This window comes from Arthrobacter sp. zg-Y916 (assembly GCF_020907385.1).
Classification (GTDB): Bacteria; Actinomycetota; Actinomycetes; order Actinomycetales; family Micrococcaceae; genus Arthrobacter_B; species Arthrobacter_B caoxuetaonis.
Window position 1 is genome coordinate 206617 of the sequence record NZ_JAJJOD010000004.1, and the last position, 21961, is coordinate 228577.

Genomic DNA, 21961 nt, shown 5'->3' on the forward strand with positions numbered 1-21961 from the left:
TTTGAGCTCCCTTATGACCGACATTACTTTCCCCTCGCACTTCGGCGCCCGGTGGAACGTTCGATGATCTGCGTCTGTACCAGGGATTCCATCGCCTCGTTACGTAGCTTGGCCGCGGAGATGTTATTGCCTTGGGATAGCTGCCTGGTGAAGTCCTTGTAAGCCTTCACCACCGAGTGCGGCTCGCCGTCCATCAACAGGTCGCCCTTATCCATCCAAACCACCCGTGAGCACATTTCGAGGATGGTATCGAGGCTGTGGCTTACCAGGAACACACAGCCAGCATTGCCGCGCAGTTCATCCATTCGTTTCCGGCTGCGGTCAGCAAACTGGGCATCACCGGTGTTCAGGGCCTCATCGATCAGGAGGATTTCCGGATCGATACTCGCTGCAATGGCGAATCTCAGGCGGGAGGACATTCCCGAGGAGTAGGAGCGCATGGGAAGGTGAATGGCTTTCTCCAAACCCGAGAGCTCCACGATCGATTCGAACTTCTCAGCGATTTCTTCGTGCGTCAGTCCCATCGCCAGGCAACCCAGCACCACGTTGTGATCTCCGGGCAGCTCCGGAACAAGCGCAGCATTCACACCCAGCATGATCGGGGTGCTGGAAGCATAAACCCCTCCTCGGTCCGGAGTGACCTGCCCTCCGATGAGTTTCATCAAGGTGCTCTTTCCGGAGCCGTTGCGGCCCACAATACCGATGGACTCCCCCCGCATGGCAACGAGTGACATGGCGTTCAGCGCATTGACCGTCACCATGTTGGACTGTCCTGCCACCCTGTTGACGAGGCCGAGCAGGCCTACGCGTCGGGTTGGGGTCTCGCTAGAGGCCACCCGGTAGCGCATACTCACCTCATCGATGACTACACACGGGTCATCAACCAGGAAGTCCAGCTCATTAGTCGCGCCCATAGGATTCCTCCGCCCGCCAGAAATAAACGGCTCCGATCGCAAGCGCGCCGAAGGCCCAGGAAGCCAGGATGGCCCAAGACTGCCAGGAAGGAACCTGCGCATACAGCAGGCAGTCCCGCACTATGTCAAGGACATTGAAAAGGGGGTTCAGTTGGACAACCTGAAGCAGGACCGGATGCTCGATAAAGCGTTCGTAGCTGTAGAAAACGGCGCTGGCGTACATCAGCGCCCGCAGAGCAAAGTTGAGCAGGTGAACCACGTCGTTGACCTTGGAAATGACTCTTGCCAGTAGGAGCCCGACGCCCAGGTTGAAGATCCATTGAAGGGCCAGCGCGGGCAGGATCAGCAGCCAGCGCCAGGTCACTTCTTCGGTTGGCGGCAGCGCTATCACAATAAGGACCATGACGATCAGCACCGGGACGTTGGCGAAGAGTTCACGCATGTTGACCGCTATCGGCAGTGTGGCGCGCGGGAAACTGAAGGCCTGTATAACCGCACGGTTCTGTTGGATGCAGCGCGCTCCGTTGGTAATGGATCGGGCACTGAACTGGAACAGAAAGATTCCGATCACCAAGTAACCGACAAAATTCTCGATGCCCGCACCGGTCTGGAGAAGCAGGCCAAATATCAGATAGTAGGTCAATCCATTCAGCACCGGGTTCAGGATCAGCCATATGCTGCCCAGCCGGTCCCTTCGGTTTCCACTGCTGACCCGAGCCCGCGCATCGTACGCAATGAAGTGGCGGTATTCCCAGACCTTCACCAGGTAGTCAACAAACCCGGGACGTGCTCCCACCCGCTGCAGTTGCCGGAAGTCCACCGAAAGCGCCTGTACTTGCTTGCCTTGGGGTACGACCGTCATGCGGTTCGTCCTTCGGTTAGCAGGGAGCCGTATAGTGCCACAGACGTTTGTGCCACAGCCGTCCAGGTGCGTTCCGAGAGCACTTTCGTCCGCCCACGGGCGCCCATCTCCTCACGAAGGCTGGCGTCCCCAATCAGCATTTCAAGTCGTTTCGCCAGATGGACCGGGTCACCCGGACGTGCAAGCACACCGTCTTCGCCGTCCCGGACCAGCTCGCCCAGCGCCGGCAGCGAACTCGCAACCACGGGCGTGCCGCTGGCCATGGCTTCCACCGGTTTGAGCGGCGTTACCGCACGTGTCACGTCAAGATCCTTTCGAGGCACGACGAAGATGTCGATCGCCTGATGATACAAATGGGCACGATGCCGAGGCACCTTGCCGGTGAAAATTACCCGGTCCCCCACACCGAGATCCGCTGCCAACGTTTTAAGGCCCGGTCCCGCGGCGCCATCACCGACTATGAGGCAAGAAAGTTCGGGGTAACCGCGAGCCAGCAGCGCGAACGCACGAATCAAATCATCAATGCCTTCATAAGCAACCAAACTGCTAACGGTTCCCAAGGTCACGCCCGGCACCGGAAGGTCCAGTGATCGACGTGCATCCTGCGGAGCGACGGGTGGTTTCAAGAAGTCCTCACCGACGGCGTTGGGCAGCAGTACTGTTTTCTCCCTCAGGACGCCGGTTGCCAGAATGCCCTGGAGCATGTTTTCCCCAAGTGTGGCAACCGCCGGCGCGGAACGCATAAGGGAAGCTTCACACGCGGTAAAGAGGCGGTACCGTTCCGAGTTCCTTGCCAGCGGGCCGCGGGTTGAGGCCCAAGTGTCTGCCAGCTGGCCGCGGACCTCGTAGACCCAGGGAATTCCCAGTGCCTGGGCAACTGCCCGAACTACGATTCCGTTTACGAAGTGTGTGGTCGTGTGCAGGACTGCCGGGCGCAGGCGCACGGCCAGTGCCAGAAGCTGCTCCGTCTGGAGCTGCAGCCGGGCAGCCATACCTCGTGGGAGTGCGGCGGACAGCAGCCGGTGGTATGTGACCGCATCGATTACGTCCCGCACACGGGCGGTTAACGCACCAACCTGCACCGGGTAGCCCAGCCGCGTGACAGCATGAACGTCCCATCCCTGCTCAGCCTGGGCATTAAGCAGGGAATGCGAACGTTGGGCATAGCCGCTCCCGGTGTGAGGCAGGGAGTTGGTCAGCAGGTGCAGCACCGTGCTGCTCCGCGGCCGGTAATCCGGAACGGGTTCAAGCACGGGCTGCCAGCCACTAAAAACCTCCAGCTCACTGGCTAGGCGAAGACGCATTCTGTGTTCGGCCCCCTTGCCTTCAGCCAGGGTGTCAACGGCACGGCTCATTTCTCCCTGGTACCAGAGGAGGCGGGCATCAGCGGCAGCCCGGCCTCTGGTTCCAGCGGGAACGGACTTTAGGAGGGTACCGGACAATTCGGGATACCCGGCGGCCGTCGCCACATCTGCCAAACGGACTGCGGTGCGTGCACGGGGCCCGGCGCCGGCGGCAGCCTGCAACCGCGCCTGAGACTCCGCGTGGTCGCCCCGGATGACTGCTGCCATAGCCGGCAGCACCAATCCCGGCAGCTTCGCAGAGACGCGCACAACCGGGTCCACTACTGATGCAGGCAGCCTTCGGGCGGCCTGAAGCGCCAAGACGGTGGGATCAACTCCGGCATGCTCAAGGGCAGTGGAAGCAGCCAGCCGGAAGTTCCGCAGACTCACTGCGCTCATTGGGCGGTCCGGCATTTTGCCACGACGGACGTCAGTAGCTCGGCGTAAGCTCGACCCAAACTGTCTACGTTCGCATTCGCTTCCACCCAGTCGCGGCCAAGGGAACCGGTCAGCAGCCTGGTGCGATCCTGTGCCAGTTCCTTCCACAAGGCGGCAATGAGCGCGGGGTCAGATCGGACAACGTCCCCGGCCCTGGATTCTTCGATGATTTCACGGGCCTCGCCCAGGACAATTCCGGTAACGTGCCTGCCCACCGCCAGCACCTCGTATGTCTTGGACGGAATGGTCGTTTCGAAGGACTTCCAGTCATCCCGAAGCGAGATGACGCAGGTGTCCGCACGCCGGTAACAGTCCATTACGGCGTCGACACCTTGCACAGGCTCACGGAACTCAACCGGAGCGTCAAGTGCCTCTGCCAGCGCTATCAGGCTGCGCCGCTGGACGCCGTGGCCCACCATTGTGAGCCGGACAACGTCCCGGGCCGCCGCAGCTGCCCGGATGACTGTTTCCAGCCGCTGGCTTTCCCCGTGGTTACCGAGGTAAAGGACTTCGAGGCGTTCCGCTTCCGGAGATGGTGGCGGCAATAGTTCCCGGCTGGCGGTATCTATGCCATTGCTGATTGTCGCAACATTCTGCAGCCCCCGTTCCCGAAGAGTCTCCGCAAAACCGTATGTCACGGTGACCACGAGGTCTGCGCGCGCCTGAATGGCAACGATCGCTCGTTCGGCAAGGCCTTTGGCACCGCCATGAACCAGCCGGGCGTCCCGGGCGATGTCCGGCCATGCGTCACGCATATCCGCCACAAAGGGGACTCCGCGCAGCTTGGCAACAGCAAATCCCGCGCCCAGAATTGGGAGCGAAGGTACGGTGGCAATCACGACGTCGGGTTTGGGGCCCATCAGGGCGGCGATCACACTGCAGCCGGCTGAAAAGCACTGGTCCACGAATCGCCCGAGGCGGGTGGTCCGGTGGTACAGGTACGGGGCCCGGCGAATGGTCTCCCCGTGACGTCCTTTATCCGTGCGAAACGCGCGACCTGCTTCCTCGCGTGGAAGGGTCCTCCGCCCGGACGAATGGGCAACAGGAGCAACAACTTCAAGGTCCCATCCAAGTTCCCGAAAGGTGCGGATGAGCTGTGTCCAGCGGCGTTGCGGAGGGCTGTTCTCCGGTGAATATGAATGCGTCAGCAACTGTGCACGCATGTCGAGTCCCTCCAGAATCCGAAGACGTGCCGGACGCCGCCCCCTTATCAAACAGAGGTAAGTCTACCTAACGTTTAGGCCTACTTGGTTTTGCCGATACCGGGAGTGCCCTTTTGAAGCCTGACGTAATAGAGAACGCCTGCCGCTGAGAGCAGCAAAAAGACAAGCGTCCGGGTTAGCCAGTGCGTACTCCACTGAGTGTCCGACTCGGAACTTGCGCGGTCCGCGGTCGTAACGGATTCCGACGCACTCGGGGACGGGGATGGCACAGGGGATTTTGTTGCCGAAGGCGCCGTCGCGGTCGGCGAAGCTGCCTCATCAGAAGACTCAGTGGGAGACGGGCTTGGCGCGTCACTCCCCTGCTCCACGTCAAAAACGTTACTCACAGTGTCCGTCACGGGGTCCCACCTAAGGTCCGTGTAAAGTCCGGTAGTGCCATCCACCAGGTTGTTTGTCCCCGGCTCGATCAAATACCCCGTGCCGGGGTGAACGGCATAGCCGGCAAACGGGTTGAGCTGGATGGTTGCCTGAGTGGGGTCGGGCGAGGAGCCTGGGAGAGGATCCGGAGCTGGAGCAGGATCCGGCATGGGTGCCTCAGTCGGCATCTGGTCAGCGGGGGGAAGCACTGGGACCGGCTCAGCACTTGGTTCAGGAGCCGGCGTGGTCGGGACCACCTGTTCCTCGTTCACTGTCTCCAAGGCAAACACGGGTGCCGCGGACACTGTTGCCAAGAGGAACCCTGCAAGCAGGCCGTATCGCAGCCGCTGGCCGAATGTGCCGGACATACTATTGGTTCTCCCCGTTCAGGCCTTGGACATAAGCGGCAAGTCTATCGGCTTTCAGGGCCTCGGAGATCCCGGCGATGGCGGCGTCGTCCTTGACGACGATCGACTGGCCGTCGGCAGAGGTTCCTACGCCGAGGTTGGGCAGGGTGAACATCTGAATGTCGCTGCTGCGCACGGAACGCAGTTCCACGGCCAGCCCGCCTGCCGACGCGGCATCCAGATTCTCGTCGACGCTGAGGAAAGGGGAAATCTCCCCCACAACGTTGTTGATTTTGATCGGGTTGGACAGCGTTTCAGCCGAAATAACGCGTGTCATCAGTCCGCGGACGAATGCCTGCTGGTTCTTCACCCGCTGATAGTCGCCGTCCGCGAAGGCGTACCTTTCACGGACAAACTTCAGTGCCGAATCACCCTGCAGCGTGATGGGACCGGCCGCGAAGTATTCGCCGTCGGCTCCTGAAGACTGGAAGCCGACGGCGTTCTCAACCTGGATCCCGCCGAGAGCCGTGGTGAGGCCCTTGAATCCCTCGAAATCGATCACGGCAACGTGATCGATCGGTACGTCAAACAGGTTTTGCACGGTCTCCACCGTCAGTGCCACGCCGCCCAAAGCCATGGCTGCGTTGATTTTGGCCTCTCCATGCCCCGGTATGTCCGTCCAGGTGTCGCGCATGATGGACGTCACGTAAACACCTGAGCGATCACCCGGAATATGCACCAGCATCATCGTGTCCGACCGCGCATCGGCCCCCGGATCGCGCGTATCGCTGCCAATGAGGAGGATGTTGCGGGAATCTCCTGCCGCATCACCCTTCTCCGGGGCCGTCGCAGGCAGCGCGTTGGCGATGGTTTGGGAGCCGGAGTCAAACGTACGGGCCAGGTTCCAGAGATAGCCGCCTGCCGCAAGAGCCACTACGAGCACCAGCGAGAGGAAAACCAGCAGTGTGGCACGGACAGGGTGCCGTGCACGCTCCGGTTCCGTTTCCGTGGAACGGTCGGGGAAAAAATCGGTCACGGTAATCCTTAGGGGTCCTTGCGGTGCGGATGCTGTCTGAGTTTACCGCCCGCACCCGCTTGCCCGATTCCAGACTGGCGCGGCGCGCCGGATACCCTTGGACCATGAAGTTCTTTCCGGCAGCCGTTTCCGCCGGCACCCTGGCCCTCGCAGCTCTCCTGACAGGCTGTACCCCCGTTGCCGATGTGGAGGCTGCTCCCGACGCAGCCAACCCCGACTGCGCGGAAGTCATGGTCGCACTGCCGGAAGACCTCGCGGGCGCGCAGCAGCGCGAGACCACCGCACAGGCCACCTCGGCATGGGGCAATCCGTCCCAGATCATCCTGCGCTGCGGTGTGCCGGTTCCAGGACCAACGACAGACACCTGTGCCACGGTCAACGGAGTCGATTGGGTGCTGCGGGAAGAAGGCAGCCTGTGGACCGCAACAACCTACGGGCGCGAGCCTGCGGTTGAAGTGCTCTTCGACACCGAACAGGTCGCCTCATCAACCGTGCTGGTGGAGCTGGAGAACGCTGTATCCCGGATCGAACAGACCCGTGAATGCCTCAGCACCAAGGACGTCCAGCTGCCGGGCTAGGACTTCTAGCGAAGGCCCGTGCGGCGCTCCAGCGCCAGCGTAATCAGCTCGTCAATGAGCTCCGTGTACGGCAGCCCGGATTTGGCCCACATCTGGGGGTACATGCTGATCGGCGTAAAGCCCGGCATGGTGTTGATCTCGTTGATAACCAGTTCGCCGTCAACGGTGTAGAAAAAGTCCACCCGGGAGAGCCCCTCTGCGCCGACGGCGTCAAAGGCCACAGCTGCCAGTTCCCGAACCCGGGTGGTCACGTCGTCGGGCAGGTCCGCGGGGCAGCTGAGCTCGGCAGCGGCGCCGTCCACGTACTTGGCCTCGAAGTCGTACCAGTCATGCCCGCCGTCGCGCACTGCGATTTCGCCGGGCTGGCTGGTCCGCGGGTCCTCGTTGCCGCGTCCCTGAAGGACGGCCACTTCAATCTCGCGTCCGGAAATGCCCGCCTCGACAATGACCTTGGGATCGTGTTCCCGGGCTGCCTCAATTGCCGGCCGGAGCCCGGAGACTTCGGTGACCCGGGTGATGCCCATGGAGGAACCTGCTCGTGCGGGCTTCACGAACACCGGGAACGCCAGCCCGGAAACACGGGACAGGCATTCCTCGGGGCTGCGGTTCCACTGCCGGTCGGTGATGACCTCATACGGACCGACGGCGAGCCCTGCGGCCGCGAAGACCACCTTCATGTAGTGCTTGTCCATCCCGACGGCGGACGCCAGGACACCTGCCCCCACATAGCGGATGTCCGCCATCTCGAGCATTCCCTGCAGCGTGCCGTCTTCCCCGAACGGGCCGTGCAGCAGCGGCAGGACCACGTCAACACGTCCCATGGACTTGGGCAGGCTGTCCGGGGCGTGGGCTACGAGCTCACGCGAGCCTCCTTCTCCGGAGAGCACAACGGTCTCCGGCCCGGACTCTACCTCCGGCAGCGAGCCGCTCCTCAGCGACCACTGCTCCGGATCAACGGAGGCCAGGCTCCACTGGCCGTTGCGCGCGATGCCGACCGGGACGACGTCGTACTTTGAATGATCGATGGCCTCCAGCACGCCGGCAGCAGTCACACAGCTGACTGAATGCTCACTGGAACGGCCGCCGAACAGGACAACGACACGCGGTTTCCTGGGCTGGGAGGAAGCGGGATCGATCGTCATGGGGCGTGCACACCTTCGGCTTTGAGTTCGCGGGCCAGCAGGCGCGGGCCGAGTTCGTCCACGGAAATGACGCCCTGCAGCACTGCAACGACGTTTTCGGTGATGGGCATGTAGACGCCAAGCTGGATGGCGCGGTCCAGCACGGCCTGGGCTGATTTGATGCCTTCGGCGGTCTGCTGCATTTTCCCGGTGACCTCGTCGAGGGTCAGGCCCTGCGCCAGCAGCCGGCCGGCGGTGTGGTTGCGGGACAATGACGAGGAACAGGTGGCAATGAGGTCGCCCATGCCGGAGAGTCCAAAGAGGGTCTCCGATTTGCCGCCCAGTGCAACCGCCAGCCGTGTGGTCTCGGCCAGCCCGCGGGTCATGACGGAGGCCTTGGTGTTATCCCCCATCTGCTTTCCCTCGCAGATCCCGACGGCCAGGGCAATGACGTTCTTGACGATGCCACCGATCTCCGTGCCGATCACGTCAGTATTCGTATAGGGCCGGAAGTAGGGCGTGGTGCACGCTGAGGCGATCCAGCCGGCGGTTTCGATGCTGGAGCAGGCGACGACGGACGCTGTCGGTTCTTCACGGGCGATTTCCATCGCCAGGTTCGGGCCGGAGAGGACAGCGATGCGGTCCTGCGGCCACTCGAGCTCCTCGGCGATCACCTGGCTCATCCGCGCGTCCGTCCCTACTTCCAGGCCCTTCATAAGGGAAAGGATGATCGCGTCCTTGGGGACGAGGGACTTGAACTCGCGCAGCTGGGCCCGAAGCGTCTGCGCCGGTACAGCAAGGACTACCAGCTGCGCCCCGTTAAGGGCCTCTACTACGTCACAGGTGGCCTGCAGGTTCGCGGGCAGCTGGATGTCCCCGAGGTAGCGTGAGTTGCGGCGGGTGGCGTTGATCTCTTCGGCGGCTTCCGGCCGGCGGGCCCACACGCGGACCTGCGCTCCCCGGGAGGCGCCGGAATCGGCAGCGATCTTGGCGAAAGTCGTCCCCCAGCTTCCGGCTCCGAGGACAGCGACTGTCTGCGGCGGGCGTATCACTTCTTCTTCTCCGTGTCCTGCTCATAGCCTCTGCCTACCGGCTTCTGGCCTTTGCTTGAGGGATCCCAGCGTTCCTTAGGTGGTTCTTCACCGCGCAGCGTGGCCACCAGTGCGGTCATCTCTGCCATGATCCGTGCGGTCGCTTCCTCCAGCACTGCCTTCGTCAGCGGCAAGGAACGCAGATCGGACAGATCCACCGGTTCTCCTACGAGGAGCCGGACCCGCTTGCGCGGAAACAGGTGCAGCATCTTGCCGTAGCGCGGAAGCAGGTCCTGCGCCCCCCAGTGGGCCAGGGGTATCACCGGGGCACCGGTCTGGAGCGCCAGCCGGGCAGCTCCCGTGCGGCCCTTCATCGGCCACAGATCCGGATCCCGCGTCAGTGTTCCCTCCGGATACACGATGAGTGCTCCGCCGGCGTCGATCACTGCCTGGGCGCTGTCCAGGGAAGCTGCTGCCCCGGAGCCGCCGCGCTGAACCGGGACCTGTTTGGTGGCACGCAGTGCTGGCCCCAGCACTGGTGCCTTGAAGAGTGACGCCTTCGCCAGGTATCGCGGCAAATAGCCCTGGCTGTAGAAAAAGTGCCCCACCACGAGCGGATCGATCTCGGTCACATGGTTCGGACAGGCAATAAAACCCTGCCCTTTGGGAAGGTTCTCGATCCCCTCCCAGCGCCGCGCCATCATCAGGTTCAGGACCGGTCGGACAAGGGCCGCCAGGAGGGTGAACGTGATGCGTGACTTGGCAGATTCACTCATGGCTCCGGAGCCCTACTTCCCGTCAGTAACGTCGAAGTCCGCTCCAAGACCTTCAAGCTTGTCCAGGAAGTGCTCGTAGCCGCGGTTGATCAGTTCAACGCCGGTGACACGGGAGGTGCCTTCGGCGGCCAGGGCGGCAATGAGGTGGCTGAAGCCGCCGCGGAGGTCAGGAATGTCGATCTCCGCACCCTTGAGCTGCACGGGTCCGGAGATGACAGCCGAGTGCAGGAAGTTGCGCTGCCCGAACCGGCAGGGAATGCTGCCCAGGCATTCGCGGTGCACCTGGATATTCGCTCCCATGCGGATCAGCGCGTCCGTGAAGCCGAAACGGTTCTCATAGACCGTCTCGTGCACGATCGACACGCCTTCTGCCTGGCTGAGGGCGACGACGACCGGCTGCTGCCAGTCCGTCATGAAGCCGGGATGGACGTCAGTTTCCAGGACCAGCGGGTTCAGGCTGCCGCCCGGGTGGTAGAAACGGATGCCGCCGTCGTCGACGTCGAACGCGCCGCCGATCTTGCGGTAGATGTTCAGGAAAGCCGTCAGGTCCTGCTGGTTGGCACCCTCAACGTAGATATCGCCCTTGGTGACCAGGGCTGCCGAGGCCCAGGAGGCGGCCTCGTTCCGGTCCGGCAGCGCGCGGTGGTTGTACCCGGTAAGTTCCGGGACGCCTTCGATGCGGATGACGCGGTCCGTCTGGACTGTGATGATTGCGCCCATCTTCTGCAGCACGGCAATCAGGTCCAGGATTTCCGGCTCGACGGCGGCGCCGCTCAGTTCGGTGATGCCTTCGGCGCGGACCGCGGTCAGCAGCACCTGCTCGGTCGCTCCAACGGAGGGGTAGGGCAGCTCAAGCTTGGCTCCCTTCAGGCCCTTCGGCGCGGAGATGGAAATGCCGCCGGGACGCTTCTCCACCAGCGCACCGAAATTGCGGAGCATCTGCAGGTGGTAATCGATCGGCCGGTCGCCTATTTTGCAGCCGCCCAGGTCAGGAATAAACGCTTCTCCGATGCTGTGCATCAGCGGCCCGCACAGCAGGATCGGGATGCGTGAATCACCGGCGTGGGCGTCAATGTCCCGGGAAGCGGCCGTCTTGGCGTTCTGCGGATCCATCAGCAGGTCCCCTGTTACCGGGTCCTTGGAAACCTCTACACCGTGCAGCCGGAGAAGGGACGTGACGACGTCGACGTCCTTGATTTCCGGAACATTGCGCAGCAGTGAAGGGGTGTTGCCCAGCAGGGCCGCCACCATGGCTTTGGGGACTAGGTTCTTGGCCCCGCGGACCGGTACTTTTCCTGTGAGAGGTACACCACCACGGATGGTTAGAACGCTGCCCATGAACACCTGTTTCTTTCGTCTGTTTTGCCCCCAAGGCCACTAGAGACTGCCTCCCCCAGCATAGGAGCAAGCACGCTGATACCGAAATATCGCCACTCACGCCGGGGCGCGGGTTCGTGGCTTGTTTGCAGCGGGTTTTAGGGCCAAAAGCGGATAGGCCCTCCGGACGGGAGGGCCTATCAATTCTATGCCGGGACCTGCGTATGCAAAAACCGCCCCCGGGGGCGCCTCCGAGTCCGGAACGTCAGCTCAGGGGCCGCTAGGACCGGGCCGGAAGCGTGGTCGGTTTGAAAGCTGGACGCCTCGCTTCGAAGGCCGTGATGTCTGCTTCGTGCCGCAGGGTCAGGCCAATGTCGTCGAGGCCCTCAAGGAGGCGCCAGCGCGTGTAATCGTCGATCTGGAACGGTGCCGTGACCGTGCCGCAAATCACCGTCCGGGCTTCGAGGTCAACGGACACTTCGGTGCCCGGAGAGTTTTCGAGCACCTTCCAGATGAGCTCAATGTCGTCCTGGGCGACCTGAGCTGCAACAAGGCCCTGCTTGCCTGAATTGCCGCGGAAGATATCGGCAAAACGCGAGGAGAGCACGGCCCGGAAACCGTAGTCCTTCAGGGCCCAGACTGCGTGCTCGCGCGAAGATCCCGTACCGAAATCAGGGCCCGCGACCAGGACGGATCCGGCGTTGTAGGGCTCCTGGTTCAGGATGAACTCGGGATTCTTCCGCCAGCCGGCAAACAGTGCATCTTCAAACCCGGTTCGGGTGATGCGCTTGAGGTAGACAGCCGGGATGATCTGGTCCGTGTCCACGTTGCTTTGCCGCAGCGGAACGCCGATCCCGGTGTGAGTGGTGATCTTTTCCATGTTCTTCTCCTAGGCTGCCGCAGCAGCGGCGGTGCCCGCGGCCGCACCGGGCAGCGGATCGAGGTCCGATGGTGAGCTGAGGGTGCCGCGCACCGCCGTCGCGGCCGCCACGACCGGCGAGACCAGGTGCGTGCGTCCGCCCTTGCCCTGCCGGCCCTCGAAGTTGCGGTTGGAGGTTGAGGCGCACCGCTCCCCCGGTTCCAGCTGGTCGGGATTCATGCCCAGGCACATGGAGCAGCCGGCGAAACGCCATTCCGCACCAAAGTCCTTGAACACCCGGTCCAGACCCTCGGCTTCCGCTTCCAGCCGAACGCGTGCGGAGCCGGGGACCACCATCATCCGCACGTTCGGGTCTTTCTGCCGTCCGCGGATAATGTCTGCCGCGATCCTCAGGTCCTCGATGCGGCTGTTGGTACAGGAGCCCAGGAAGACGGTGTCGACCCGGATGTCCTTCATGGGTGTGCCTGCCTGCAGGTCCATGTATTCCAGGGCGCGTTCGGCGGCTGCCTTGGCGTTCTCATCGCCGAAGTCCTCAGGAGAAGGCACGCTCTCGGAGAGTGAGACACCCTGGCCCGGGTTAGTCCCCCAGGTCACGAAGGGCTCCAGTTCATCGGCGTTCAGGTAAACCTCGGCATCGAACGTGGCGTCCTCGTCCGTAACCAGTGATTTCCAGTGCTCGACGGCGGCGTCCCAGTCCGCGCCCTGCGGCGCGTGCGGCTTGTCCTTGAGGTAAGCGAACGTGGTCTCGTCCGGTGCCACCATGCCGGCACGGGCTCCGGCCTCGATCGACATGTTGCAGATGGTCATCCGCGCTTCCATGGACAAGGACCTGATGGCTGATCCACGGTATTCCAGGACGTAGCCCTGGCCCCCGCCGGTGCCGATCTTCGCGATCACGGCGAGGATGATGTCCTTGGACGTCACACCGGGCCGCAGGGTGCCCTCAACGTTGATGGCCATGGTCTTGAATGGCTTGAGCGACAGGGTCTGGGTGGCCATGACGTGCTCCACTTCGGAGGTGCCAATACCCATCGCCAGCGCTCCGAAAGCTCCATGGGTGGACGTATGCGAGTCTCCGCACACCACTGTGAGACCCGGCTGTGTCAGTCCCAGCTGCGGACCGACGACGTGGACGATTCCCTGCTCTGCGTCGCCCAGCGGGTGCAGGCGGACACCAAACTCGGCGCAGTTGGCGCGAAGGGTTTCGATCTGCGTCCGGCTGACCGGATCGGCGATCGGCTTGTCGATCTCCAGCGTGGGAGTGTTGTGGTCTTCCGTGGCGATGGTCAGGTCCGGCCGCCGCAGCTTCCGACCGGCAAGACGCAGCCCCTCGAATGCCTGGGGAGAGGTCACTTCGTGGACGAGGTGGAGATCGATGTAAAGAAGGTCCGGAGCACCGTCCTGGCCTTTGGAGACAACGTGCTCGTCCCACACCTTCTCGGCGAGCGTCCTGCTCGCTGCGTGCTCTCCCATGACCTGCGCTCCTCGCCCGATGTGGTTCCGGCCTGTGCAGCCGAACCGCGGATTACTGATGGATTTAAGACAACCAGCATTGCAGCGGCCGGCGCCAGTTTTTCAGCTTGCATCTCAGATAATGAGACGGCAGTATCATTCTATGGACAACTCAAGCGGCGTGGGCGTTATTGATAAGGCTGCAATGGTGCTCGACGCACTGGAAGCGGGACCGACAACCCTCGCCCAGCTTGTAGCTGCCACCGGGCTGGCCAGGCCCACGGTCCACCGGCTGGCGCTGGCACTGGTTCACCACCGCCTGGTCGGGCGGGACATCCAGGGACGCTTTGTGCTCGGGAGCCGCCTCGTGGAGCTGGCATCTGCAGCCGGCGAAGACCGGCTCATCGCCTCAGCCGGACCCGTGCTGCTGGCCCTGCGCGATGCCACCGGTGAAAGCTCGCAGGTGTTCCGCCGACAGGGTGAATGGCGGGTGTGCGTGGCCTCCGCCGAACGGCCCATCGGCCTCCGCGACACCATCCCGGTCGGAACGCAGCTGTCCATGAAGGCAGGGTCCGCAGCCCAGGTGCTGCTGGCCTGGGAAGACCACGACAGGCTGCTCGAAGGCCTGCAGAATGCCCGTTTCACCCCCACGGTGCTGGCCGGTGTCCGGCGCCGCGGCTGGGCGCAGAGCCTGGGCGAACGCGAACCGGGAGTAGCTTCTGTCTCCGCTCCCGTTCGGGGGCCGTCCGGGAGGGTCATCGCCGCCGTCTCCATCTCCGGGCCGATTGAACGCCTCACCCGCCAACCGGGCCGGATCCACGCCGAAGTCGTGACGCGGGCGGCGCAGCAGCTCACCGAAACCCTGCGCCAGGCTGCCGACTGACCCTGCCCTGCCGGCCGTGCCCGGCCTATCCTGAAGACCCAGCGGTCCGGAGAGCCTCCGGAAGAGTCCAAGGAGCGGCCATGAAACGCATGAGGGTGCTCTGGCACATAATCCGCCTCACTGGAGCCGACGTCGTCCTCTTCGGATTCCTTATTGTCTATGCGTCCGCTGCCCTGCTTCTGCCCCGGTTCGAACGCGGGATTCCGGGCCTCGGCGATTCCCTGTGGTACCTGTTCTCGTCCTTCACGACGATTGGGTTCGGAGACTACGTCGCCGTCACTTTCATCGGTCGGCTCATCACGGTATTCGTTGCCCTCTACGGCATCTTGGTGGTCGCCCTGGCCACGGGCGTGATTGTGGGCTTCTACAACGAGCTGCTCCGTGCCCGCACCAAGGACAGCCTGCGCGAGTTTATCGGCGAGCTGGAGCACCTGCCGGACCTTTCCAGGAAGGAGCTGGAGGATCTTGCGGTCAGGGTGCGGCAACGGCACATCCTGGGCTGAGCTCCTCGGTCCATTTGCCGCGGTTCCTGCCTAACCGGCGAAGTGATCCCATCCGGCTGCCTGCGGCTCCCTACAGCCCACTGTGACGTTCCCGGCTCCGGGTTCCCCGCCTGACAGCACGCTTCCTATCTTGCGGAAACCCCGGGGCAGTTCCTGTCCGGCCGCGAATGACGCAAGCAATCCGTGGTCTTCTCCCCCAGCCAGGACCCACTGCAGCGGATCGGCACCGAGATTCTCTGCAGCACCTGCCAGCAGAGCCGCTTCCCTGCGCAGCACCTCAGGATCGAGGTCTATGCGGACACCGGATGCAGCGCACAGCCGGCCGGCATCCCGCACTAATCCATCAGAAATGTCCATCATGGCGCGGGCTCCTGCGCCGGCAGCTGCGGGTCCGGCAGCCAAGGGCGGGCACGGACGGGACTGCGAGGCCGCGAGTGACCGCTCCCAGCCGCCCATGGCCGCGTAGTCCGCGCCGCTGTCCAGCAACGCCAGCCCGGCAGCTGCATGGCCCAGCGCCCCGCAGACCGCCAGGGTGTCCCCTGGCCGGGCTCCCGAGCGCAGAACGGGTGCCCGGCCCTGCAAGTCGCCCGTGACCGCAGCCGTAACCACCAGAGACTGACCGCGGCCAAGGTCGCCGCCGGCCACGGTGCATTGTTCGGCACCCAGTGCACGCAGCGCCGCGGAGAGGCCGTCTGCCAGGCCTTCTACCCAGGTAATGCGGGTGTCCCCCGGCAGCGTCAGGCTAACGACCAGCGACGTCGCCACGGCGCCCATGGCATTAATGTCCGAAAGGTTCTGCGCCGCACACTTCCAGCCGACGTCGAAGCCGGTTGTGCGGTACCCGCCGGGCCACTGCAGCCGGAAGTCCTGATCCTGGACCAGAGTGTCTATGGAGATGACCGTCCGCCCATCGGGAGCTGCCAGCATCGCAGCGTCGTCTCCGGGGCCCAGGAGGGCCTTTCCGGCTCCCAGCCGCGGGAAGATCCTTGCCAGCAGTTCCCCTTCACTGAGTTCCGCTACGTGCTGGGGGTGGTATGCCACGAAAATCCGTTGTCCTTTGCCTCACGCTTGCCGAGCTTTCATTATGCTTCATGGCTTCCCTGCACCGGAGTACCCTCGCCCTATGAAGGGATCAGTAACACGGTTCGCCATCCTCCTGCGGGGCGTGAACGTCGGAGGAATAACGGTCAAGATGGCTGACCTGCGTGCAGTCCTCCAAGGTCTGGGGCTCCAGGCGGTGCGAACACTGCTGGCCAGCGGCAACGCCGTCGTGACTTCTGACCTGGAACCCGTCGTGCTCAAGGCCAGCGTCGAGCAGGCGCTGCGTACGGAGTTCGGCTATGAGGCGTGGGTGATTGTGCTGCCCATGACCCGCGTAGCCGAGCTTGCCGATGCGGTTCCCTATGCCGCAGACGATCCCGCCGTCCACGCCTACGTCACGTTCTCCTCGGATCCGGGGGTGCTGGACGAACTGGTTGGACTCGGAGCTGCTGCCGGACAGGAACAGGTTCGGCTCGGGGCCGAGGCAGTGGCGTGGACAGCCCGGAAAGGGTTGACGCTGGATTCCACGCTTTCGAAGGCAACTGGAAAACCGCGCTATAAATCTGCGACGACGACCCGCAATTTACGGACACTGCACAAAATAGTGGATGCTGGATAAACGGAGTTAAAGAAAACAGCCCCGGACATTTCTGTCCAGGGCTGTTGCCTAGTGACCCCAGCGGGATTCGAACCCGCGTTATCGCCGTGAGAGGGCGACGTACTAGGCCGCTATACGATGGGGCCATTTTGCTTCACTTGCTAAGTGAGCTCAATAAGTATTCCATACTCATTGATTCTTTCTCAAATCCGGCGAGAACCTTCTTTGATTAGCGCTGGGATACCAGGACTCGAACCTAGAATGTCGGTACCAGAAACCGATGTGTTGCCAATTACACCATATCCCAATGTGTTGATCCGGGCTGCTTCCGAAGCTTGAACATCCGGCTGCAACCCCTCAGCACGAGTTATTACTATACACGGGTTCGGGGCGGAGTACAAAACGGCTCCGCTTACTCGGCCCGGAGGCAAGGAACGCACGCTGTACAGGTCAGGATCACGCCAGTACCGGCGGCAGGAACCCTTCGACCAGTTCATTCAACGACCCGATTCTGGCCAGCGTCTTGGTTGCCGCGGCACCTTCCCCAATCCCGGTGCGGTCCAGCCAGATGCCCTGCAGCCCCGCATTGCAGGCCCCGCGGGCATCGACCTCGGGGTTGTCGCCGACGTACAGGGTGCGGGCCGGATCAGTGCCCAGCAACCGTACGCCCTCAAGGAAGATCGCCGGATCCGGCTTCGCAGCATCGACTGCATCAATGCCCACCAGGATCCGAATCCGCTCCAGGCCGGCGGCGTCGAGCTTGGCCCGCTGGTAGTCGTGCACGTTGTTGCTCACGGCCCCGTAGGGGATGCCGCGGGCGTCCAGTTCGTCCAGGACCGGAACGACGTCGTCATATGCCTTGAAATGCCTGGGCAGTTCGCGGTCATAGGCATCGTTCCAGGCAGCCTCTGCGTCGTCGTCGAACACCGGGAGGCCGTACGCCTGCTGCGCGTGTGCCACGCGCAGCAGGCGCTGGCGGGTGAAGCTCAGCTCCCCCGTCAGGTACTTGTCGTAGTAGCCCTGCGGATCGGCTGCGTAGAGGTGCTGGTAGGCCGCCCAGTCCTCCTCGGTGAAGTGTGCCAGGTCCGCGGCGCTGATTTCACGCAGCGTGTTGCCCATGGCCGTGCGGAGGTCCACGAGGGTCTCGTCGATATCAAAGAGCACCCCCATGGGCCTGCTGCTCCGCACTTCACTCATGGACGGCTCAGGCCTCGGCAGCGCGGAACGCGCGGATCCGTGCCAGTGACGAGTCCTTGCCCAGGATCACCATGGACTCGAACAGCGGCGGGGAGATCCGGCGGCCGGAGACGGCCGTACGGACGGGACCGAATGCCAGCCGGGGCTTGATGCCCATCTCGTCCACCAGTGCTGAGCGAAGGGCTGCCTGGATGTTCTCGGCCGTCCACTCCTGCACGGGCTCGAGCGCCGCGAGCGTGGCATCGAGCACCTCGGTGAGGTTGGCCGGAAGGCCCTTCCGCGCGTCGTCCGCCACGTCAATGGCGTCGTCCGCCTTGAAAAGGAAGCCAAGCATGTCCGGAGCTTCACCCAGCAGCGTGATGCGTTCCTGCACCAGGGGCGCAGCTTCAGTGAGGATCTCCTCCTGGCGCTCAGTGAGCTGCTCCCCCACCAATCCGGCGTGCTGAAGGTAGGGCACCAGCCGGCCGCGGAAGTCAGCGGCGTCCAGCCGGCGCACGTGGGTGCCGTTGATTGCTTCGGCTTTCTTCAGGTCGAAGCGTGCCGGGTTGGAGAGCACATCGTGAATGTCGAAGTTCTGCACCAGTTCCTCGACCGTGAAGATGTCCTCATCGGCGGAGAGCGACCAGCCCAGCAGGGACAGGTAGTTGAGCAGGCCTTCGGGGATGAATCCGCGTTCACGGTGCAGGAAGAGGCTGGACTCCGGGTCACGCTTGGAGAGCTTCTTGTTGCCGCCGCCCATGACGTACGGCAGGTGCCCGAAGAGCGGCATGTACTGCGCAACTCCGACGTCGATCAGCGCCCGGTACAGGGCAATCTGCCGAGGTGTGGAGGAGAGCAGGTCTTCGCCGCGGAGAACATGGGTGATCCCCATCAGGGCGTCGTCCACCGGATTCACCAAGGTGTACAGGGGAGCACCGTTGGCACGGACGACGACGAAGTCCGGGACGGTGCCGGCCTTGAACGTGATCTCGCCGCGGACCAGGTCGTTGAAGGTGATGTCTTCATCCGGCATCCGCACCCGGAGCACGGGCTCGCGGCCCTCGGCCTTGAAGGCGGCGATCTGCTCTTCGGTCAGGCTCCGGTCAAAGTTGTCATAGCCGAGCTTGATGTCACGGCCGGCGGCGCGGTGCCGGGCCTCGATTTCTTCCGGGGTCGAGTAGGACTCGTAAAGGTGCCCCGCGTCCTTGAGCTTGGCGATGACGTCCTGGTAGATCTCTCCGCGCTGGGACTGGCGGTACGGTTCGTGCGGACCGCCAACGTTTACGCCTTCGTCCCAGGTGATGCCCAGCCAGTCGAGTGCGTCCAGAAGCTGCAGGAAGCTCTCTTCACTGTCCCGTGCAGAGTCGGTGTCTTCGATGCGGAAGATCATCTTGCCGCCGGTGTGCTTGGCGTAGGCCCAGTTGAACAGGGCGGTGCGGATCAGGCCCACGTGGGGCGTGCCGGTCGGGGACGGGCAGAAACGGACCCGCACCGGAGTGTTGTCGTCGACGGTGGGGAGATCAGCGAAGGAAGAAGGCTCAGTAGTCATGATCCTTCAAGTCTAGCCGCCGTCCACCCAGGGAACCGCGGCGGCGTTCACGCCACGGCTGCCAGAAGCGCCCAAGGTATGCCCGCGCCCAGTACGGCACCAATCGCAGCGGCAGCCAGTTTCCTCTTGGAGAACTTCCGGTCCGGCCAGAACATTCCGGCAGCTGCGGCTGCTGCCAAGGCCAGCCATCCGATCCACGCCAGTGGACCGACTGGGGGAAGGCCGGAGAACAGCATGGCGGCCGCACCGGCACCGCCGCAAAAAACCAGCAGTCCGTTATCCAGGGCGGCGGCCCGCTGGAGCAGCAGGCCAGCCGCCGCCGAGGCTATAAAGGCAAAGACGGCGGCGGCAACCGCCAGGGGTCCGTCAAGCCACAGAATCAGCCGCAGCAGAATAAAGCACAAGGCGACGGCGCCGAGCACCACCGGCCCCGTTGGTGCAGCTGCTGCCCAGCGGCTCAAATCGTTCCGTCGCTGGAGCACGGCCACCAGGACCACGGGGAAGACGCACAGCAGCAAGGCACTGCCTATCCCCCACAACCAGGGGGTGCCTTCACCGCTCACGCCGGCTTCCCCATGGAAGGGCGCGATAAGCAGCGCCGCAGACCACACGCTCACGGCAGCGGCAGCCGGAAAGCCCGCTGGCTGCCGCGCGCCGTCGTACGTGGAGTCCTCTGTCATGCCGTGATGTGCGTGTTAGCCGCGGGCGATATTGGCCAGCGTGCCGATCCCCTCGACCTGGACTTCGATCCGCTGCCCGTCCGTGATCAGGCCGACGCCGGCCGGAGTGCCGGTGAGGATGATGTCACCGGGAAGCAGGGTGAAAGCCTGGGACACGTACGACACCAGTTCCCTGACGCCCCACACCATCTCGGAAGTGTTGCCGTCCTGCACGAGTTCGCCGTCGAGGTAAGACCGCACAGCCAGGTTATCCGTGTCCAGCTCCGTCTCAATCCAGGGACCGACGGGGCAGGAGGTGTCGAAGCCCTTGGCGCGGGCCCACTGACCGTCGGTGCGCTGGGCGTCGCGCGCAGTGAGGTCGTTCGCGCAGGTGTATCCGAAGACCACTTCGTCCACCCGCTCAAGCGGAACATCCTTGCAGATGCGTCCGATCACCACGGCCAGCTCGGCCTCGTAGGAGATTTCATCGGAGAAGGAGGGCAGGACGATCGGATCGTTCGGCCCGATCACGGAGGTGTTCGGCTTGAAGAACATCAACGGTGCTGCCGGGACTTCACCGCCCATTTCAGCCGCATGGTCCGCGTAGTTCTTGCCGATGCCCACGACTTTGCTGCGGGGAATGATCGGTGCGAGGAGGCGTACGTCCTCGAGCTTGTGCCGCTCCCCCGTGAGCTGCACGCCGGAGAAAAACGGGTCCCCCTTGATAACGGCAATTTCTTCATGGCCTTCATCGCCGTCGACGACGCCGAAGGCAGGGTCACTGTCCTGGATAAACCGAGCAATACGCATGGGTTCAAGCCTAGTCGAGATTCTGTGTGCGCATGCAGAACGTCAGGGTGCCGCGAACTACCCAGCGCGGCAGGCAGGACAACAGCCACGATCAGGAAGACAACGACGACGGCGGGACGGCCCTGCGCGTTCACCGCGGACTATTCTCCCACTCTGGAATCTCTCGGCGGCTGAGAACTCGGCCTGTGGTGAACGCCATAAGCCGCACCCGTGCGCCCGTGCGGTTTGCTGCGTTTTGGGGTGATTCGTTTGCTGTGGGAATTTGCTGCGCGGCGCCGTGCCCGGTTTTCCCCGGACGACCTGTTTTTCCCGAAACGCAGCGAAGCCATGTCGCAGGGGGCAGCGAAATCCCCGAACGCAGCGTTTCGGCACCCAAAGTGCAGCGTTCTGGCCGGTCTGCGGTGCCTCTTCCCGGGGAAGCAGGGCCGGCAGGGTGGCCTTGGCCTGGCCCCGAACGGACGTGCCGTGATTTTGCGCACCCGCCGTACCTGGCCCTTCCGGTGCCGGCGGCCGAAGAACCCTGTCACCAGAGCGGCGGGTTAAACAGGTCGGGCCCCGCACACAGTGCGGGGCCCGAAGCCCGGAACCCCAGGGGGTTCTAATGGTTGTCCGGCGGTGACCTACTCTCCCACACCCTCCCAGGTGCAGTACCATCGGCGCTGCGGGTCTTAGCTTCCGGGTTCGGAATGGGACCGGGCGTTTCCCCCGCGCAATGACCGCCGTAACCCTACCAACCCGGCACACACCCACCCGGACCGAGTCCGGTGGTATGGCGGGTAAATCAGTGGATTACACGATAACCGTGTATTCAATTAGTTCCTGCAACCAGAACAACCCTGGCGGGTTGTTGGCTGGGAACCACATAGTGGACGCAAGCAGCATGATCACAACACCCTGTACGTTGGGAAACCGTTTGAAGTCGTGTTTCCCCAGGTGTTGGTGTGGTGTAAGTTATCGGCCTATTAGTACCGGTCAGCTTCACGGGTCTTTAGTCCCCGCTTCCACATCCGGCCTATCAACCCAGTGGTCTGGCTGGGGGCCTCTCACACACAAGGTGTATGGAAATC

At 63.4% G+C, this 21961-nt stretch carries 20 protein-coding genes, 2 tRNA genes and 2 rRNA genes; 4 read left to right on the forward strand and 20 right to left on the reverse strand.

Features of this window, described 5'->3' with window-relative positions; genetic code table 11:
- Positions 1-23: 23 nt before the first annotated feature.
- The 5 genes from LOC59_RS09385 to LOC59_RS09405 form a co-directional block, all read right to left on the reverse strand.
- A complete protein-coding gene (locus LOC59_RS09385) occupies positions 24-914 on the reverse strand; it encodes an ABC transporter ATP-binding protein (protein ID WP_229971621.1) in 891 nt (296 codons plus the stop codon).
- Positions 901-1776, reverse strand: coding sequence for an ABC transporter permease (locus tag LOC59_RS09390; protein WP_229971623.1), 876 nt, complete (start codon positions 1774-1776; stop codon positions 901-903). Before LOC59_RS09390 ends, LOC59_RS09385 begins: the two co-directional genes overlap by 14 nt.
- Entirely contained in the window at positions 1773-3518 is a 1746-nt protein-coding gene (locus LOC59_RS09395) for a glycosyltransferase family 4 protein (RefSeq protein ID WP_229971625.1), read from the reverse strand. The genes LOC59_RS09390 and LOC59_RS09395 overlap by 4 nt, the downstream gene beginning before the upstream one ends.
- Complete coding sequence (locus LOC59_RS09400) at positions 3515-4720, reverse strand: glycosyltransferase family 4 protein (RefSeq protein ID WP_229971627.1); 1206 nt, start codon at positions 4718-4720, stop codon at positions 3515-3517. The genes LOC59_RS09395 and LOC59_RS09400 overlap by 4 nt, the downstream gene beginning before the upstream one ends.
- A gap of 786 nt (positions 4721-5506) precedes the next feature.
- Positions 5507-6520 (reverse strand): LCP family protein, encoded by a 1014-nt coding sequence (locus LOC59_RS09405; RefSeq protein WP_229971629.1) that lies wholly within the window; start codon positions 6518-6520, stop codon positions 5507-5509.
- Between the two features lie 104 nt (positions 6521-6624).
- Here LOC59_RS09405 and LOC59_RS09410 point away from each other — a divergent pair, with 104 nt between their 5' ends.
- A complete protein-coding gene (locus tag LOC59_RS09410; RefSeq protein ID WP_227895489.1) occupies positions 6625-7098 on the forward strand; it encodes a DUF3515 domain-containing protein in 474 nt (157 codons plus the stop codon).
- Between the two features lie 5 nt (positions 7099-7103).
- Here LOC59_RS09410 and LOC59_RS09415 read toward each other — a convergent pair whose 3' ends face one another.
- The 6 genes from LOC59_RS09415 to leuC form a co-directional block, all read right to left on the reverse strand.
- Complete coding sequence (locus tag LOC59_RS09415; RefSeq protein WP_229971631.1) at positions 7104-8240, reverse strand: D-alanine--D-alanine ligase family protein; 1137 nt, start codon at positions 8238-8240, stop codon at positions 7104-7106.
- A complete protein-coding gene (locus LOC59_RS09420) occupies positions 8237-9268 on the reverse strand; it encodes an NAD(P)H-dependent glycerol-3-phosphate dehydrogenase (RefSeq protein ID WP_229971663.1) in 1032 nt (343 codons plus the stop codon). The genes LOC59_RS09415 and LOC59_RS09420 overlap by 4 nt, the downstream gene beginning before the upstream one ends.
- Positions 9268-10026, reverse strand: coding sequence for a lysophospholipid acyltransferase family protein (locus LOC59_RS09425; protein ID WP_229971633.1), 759 nt, complete (start codon positions 10024-10026; stop codon positions 9268-9270). The genes LOC59_RS09420 and LOC59_RS09425 overlap by 1 nt, the downstream gene beginning before the upstream one ends.
- 12 nt (positions 10027-10038) lie before the next feature.
- Complete coding sequence (gene murA, locus LOC59_RS09430; protein WP_227895486.1) at positions 10039-11364, reverse strand: UDP-N-acetylglucosamine 1-carboxyvinyltransferase; 1326 nt, start codon at positions 11362-11364, stop codon at positions 10039-10041.
- A gap of 259 nt (positions 11365-11623) precedes the next feature.
- Positions 11624-12223 (reverse strand): 3-isopropylmalate dehydratase small subunit, encoded by a 600-nt coding sequence (gene leuD, locus LOC59_RS09435; protein ID WP_227895485.1) that lies wholly within the window; start codon positions 12221-12223, stop codon positions 11624-11626.
- A 9-nt stretch (positions 12224-12232) separates the two neighbouring features.
- Positions 12233-13696, reverse strand: a complete 1464-nt coding sequence (gene leuC / locus LOC59_RS09440) for a 3-isopropylmalate dehydratase large subunit (RefSeq protein WP_227916535.1) — start codon at positions 13694-13696, stop codon at positions 12233-12235.
- 142 nt (positions 13697-13838) lie between these two features.
- Here leuC and LOC59_RS09445 point away from each other — a divergent pair, with 142 nt between their 5' ends.
- Both LOC59_RS09445 and LOC59_RS09450 read left to right on the forward strand, forming a co-directional pair.
- Positions 13839-14558: an IclR family transcriptional regulator gene (locus tag LOC59_RS09445; RefSeq protein ID WP_227895483.1), complete on the forward strand. Its 720-nt coding sequence runs from the start codon at positions 13839-13841 to the stop codon at positions 14556-14558.
- 80 nt (positions 14559-14638) lie between these two features.
- Positions 14639-15061 carry a potassium channel family protein gene (locus tag LOC59_RS09450; RefSeq protein ID WP_229971635.1) on the forward strand — a complete coding sequence of 141 codons (423 nt, stop codon included), beginning with the start codon at positions 14639-14641 and terminating at the stop codon, positions 15059-15061.
- A 30-nt stretch (positions 15062-15091) separates the two neighbouring features.
- On the opposite strand, the gene LOC59_RS09455 is transcribed toward LOC59_RS09450, so the two are convergent.
- A complete protein-coding gene (locus LOC59_RS09455; protein ID WP_229971637.1) occupies positions 15092-16102 on the reverse strand; it encodes a thiamine-phosphate kinase in 1011 nt (336 codons plus the stop codon).
- 82 nt (positions 16103-16184) lie between these two features.
- Here LOC59_RS09455 and LOC59_RS09460 point away from each other — a divergent pair, with 82 nt between their 5' ends.
- A complete protein-coding gene (locus tag LOC59_RS09460; RefSeq protein WP_229971639.1) occupies positions 16185-16721 on the forward strand; it encodes a DUF1697 domain-containing protein in 537 nt (178 codons plus the stop codon).
- A gap of 52 nt (positions 16722-16773) precedes the next feature.
- On the opposite strand, the gene LOC59_RS09465 is transcribed toward LOC59_RS09460, so the two are convergent.
- From LOC59_RS09465 to LOC59_RS09500, 8 genes are all read right to left on the reverse strand, one after another.
- Positions 16774-16846: transfer RNA gene (locus LOC59_RS09465), tRNA-Glu, on the reverse strand.
- A gap of 89 nt (positions 16847-16935) precedes the next feature.
- A tRNA-Gln gene (locus LOC59_RS09470) sits at positions 16936-17007 on the reverse strand.
- A gap of 149 nt (positions 17008-17156) precedes the next feature.
- Positions 17157-17897 carry an HAD family hydrolase gene (locus tag LOC59_RS09475; RefSeq protein WP_229971640.1) on the reverse strand — a complete coding sequence of 247 codons (741 nt, stop codon included), beginning with the start codon at positions 17895-17897 and terminating at the stop codon, positions 17157-17159.
- Positions 17898-17904: 7 nt separating this feature from the next.
- Positions 17905-19425, reverse strand: a complete 1521-nt coding sequence (gene gltX / locus LOC59_RS09480) for a glutamate--tRNA ligase (protein ID WP_227916530.1) — start codon at positions 19423-19425, stop codon at positions 17905-17907.
- 47 nt (positions 19426-19472) lie between these two features.
- Positions 19473-20105, reverse strand: coding sequence for a hypothetical protein (locus LOC59_RS09485; protein ID WP_229971642.1), 633 nt, complete (start codon positions 20103-20105; stop codon positions 19473-19475).
- Positions 20106-20120: 15 nt separating this feature from the next.
- The gene (locus LOC59_RS09490) at positions 20121-20894 is read right to left on the reverse strand and encodes a fumarylacetoacetate hydrolase family protein (RefSeq protein WP_227916528.1); all 774 of its coding nucleotides are present in this window, start codon (positions 20892-20894) and stop codon (positions 20121-20123) included.
- Positions 20895-21501: 607 nt separating this feature from the next.
- A 5S ribosomal RNA gene (rrf, locus tag LOC59_RS09495) occupies positions 21502-21618 on the reverse strand.
- A 217-nt stretch (positions 21619-21835) separates the two neighbouring features.
- Positions 21836-21961 (reverse strand): 23S ribosomal RNA (locus LOC59_RS09500); the annotation flags it as partial.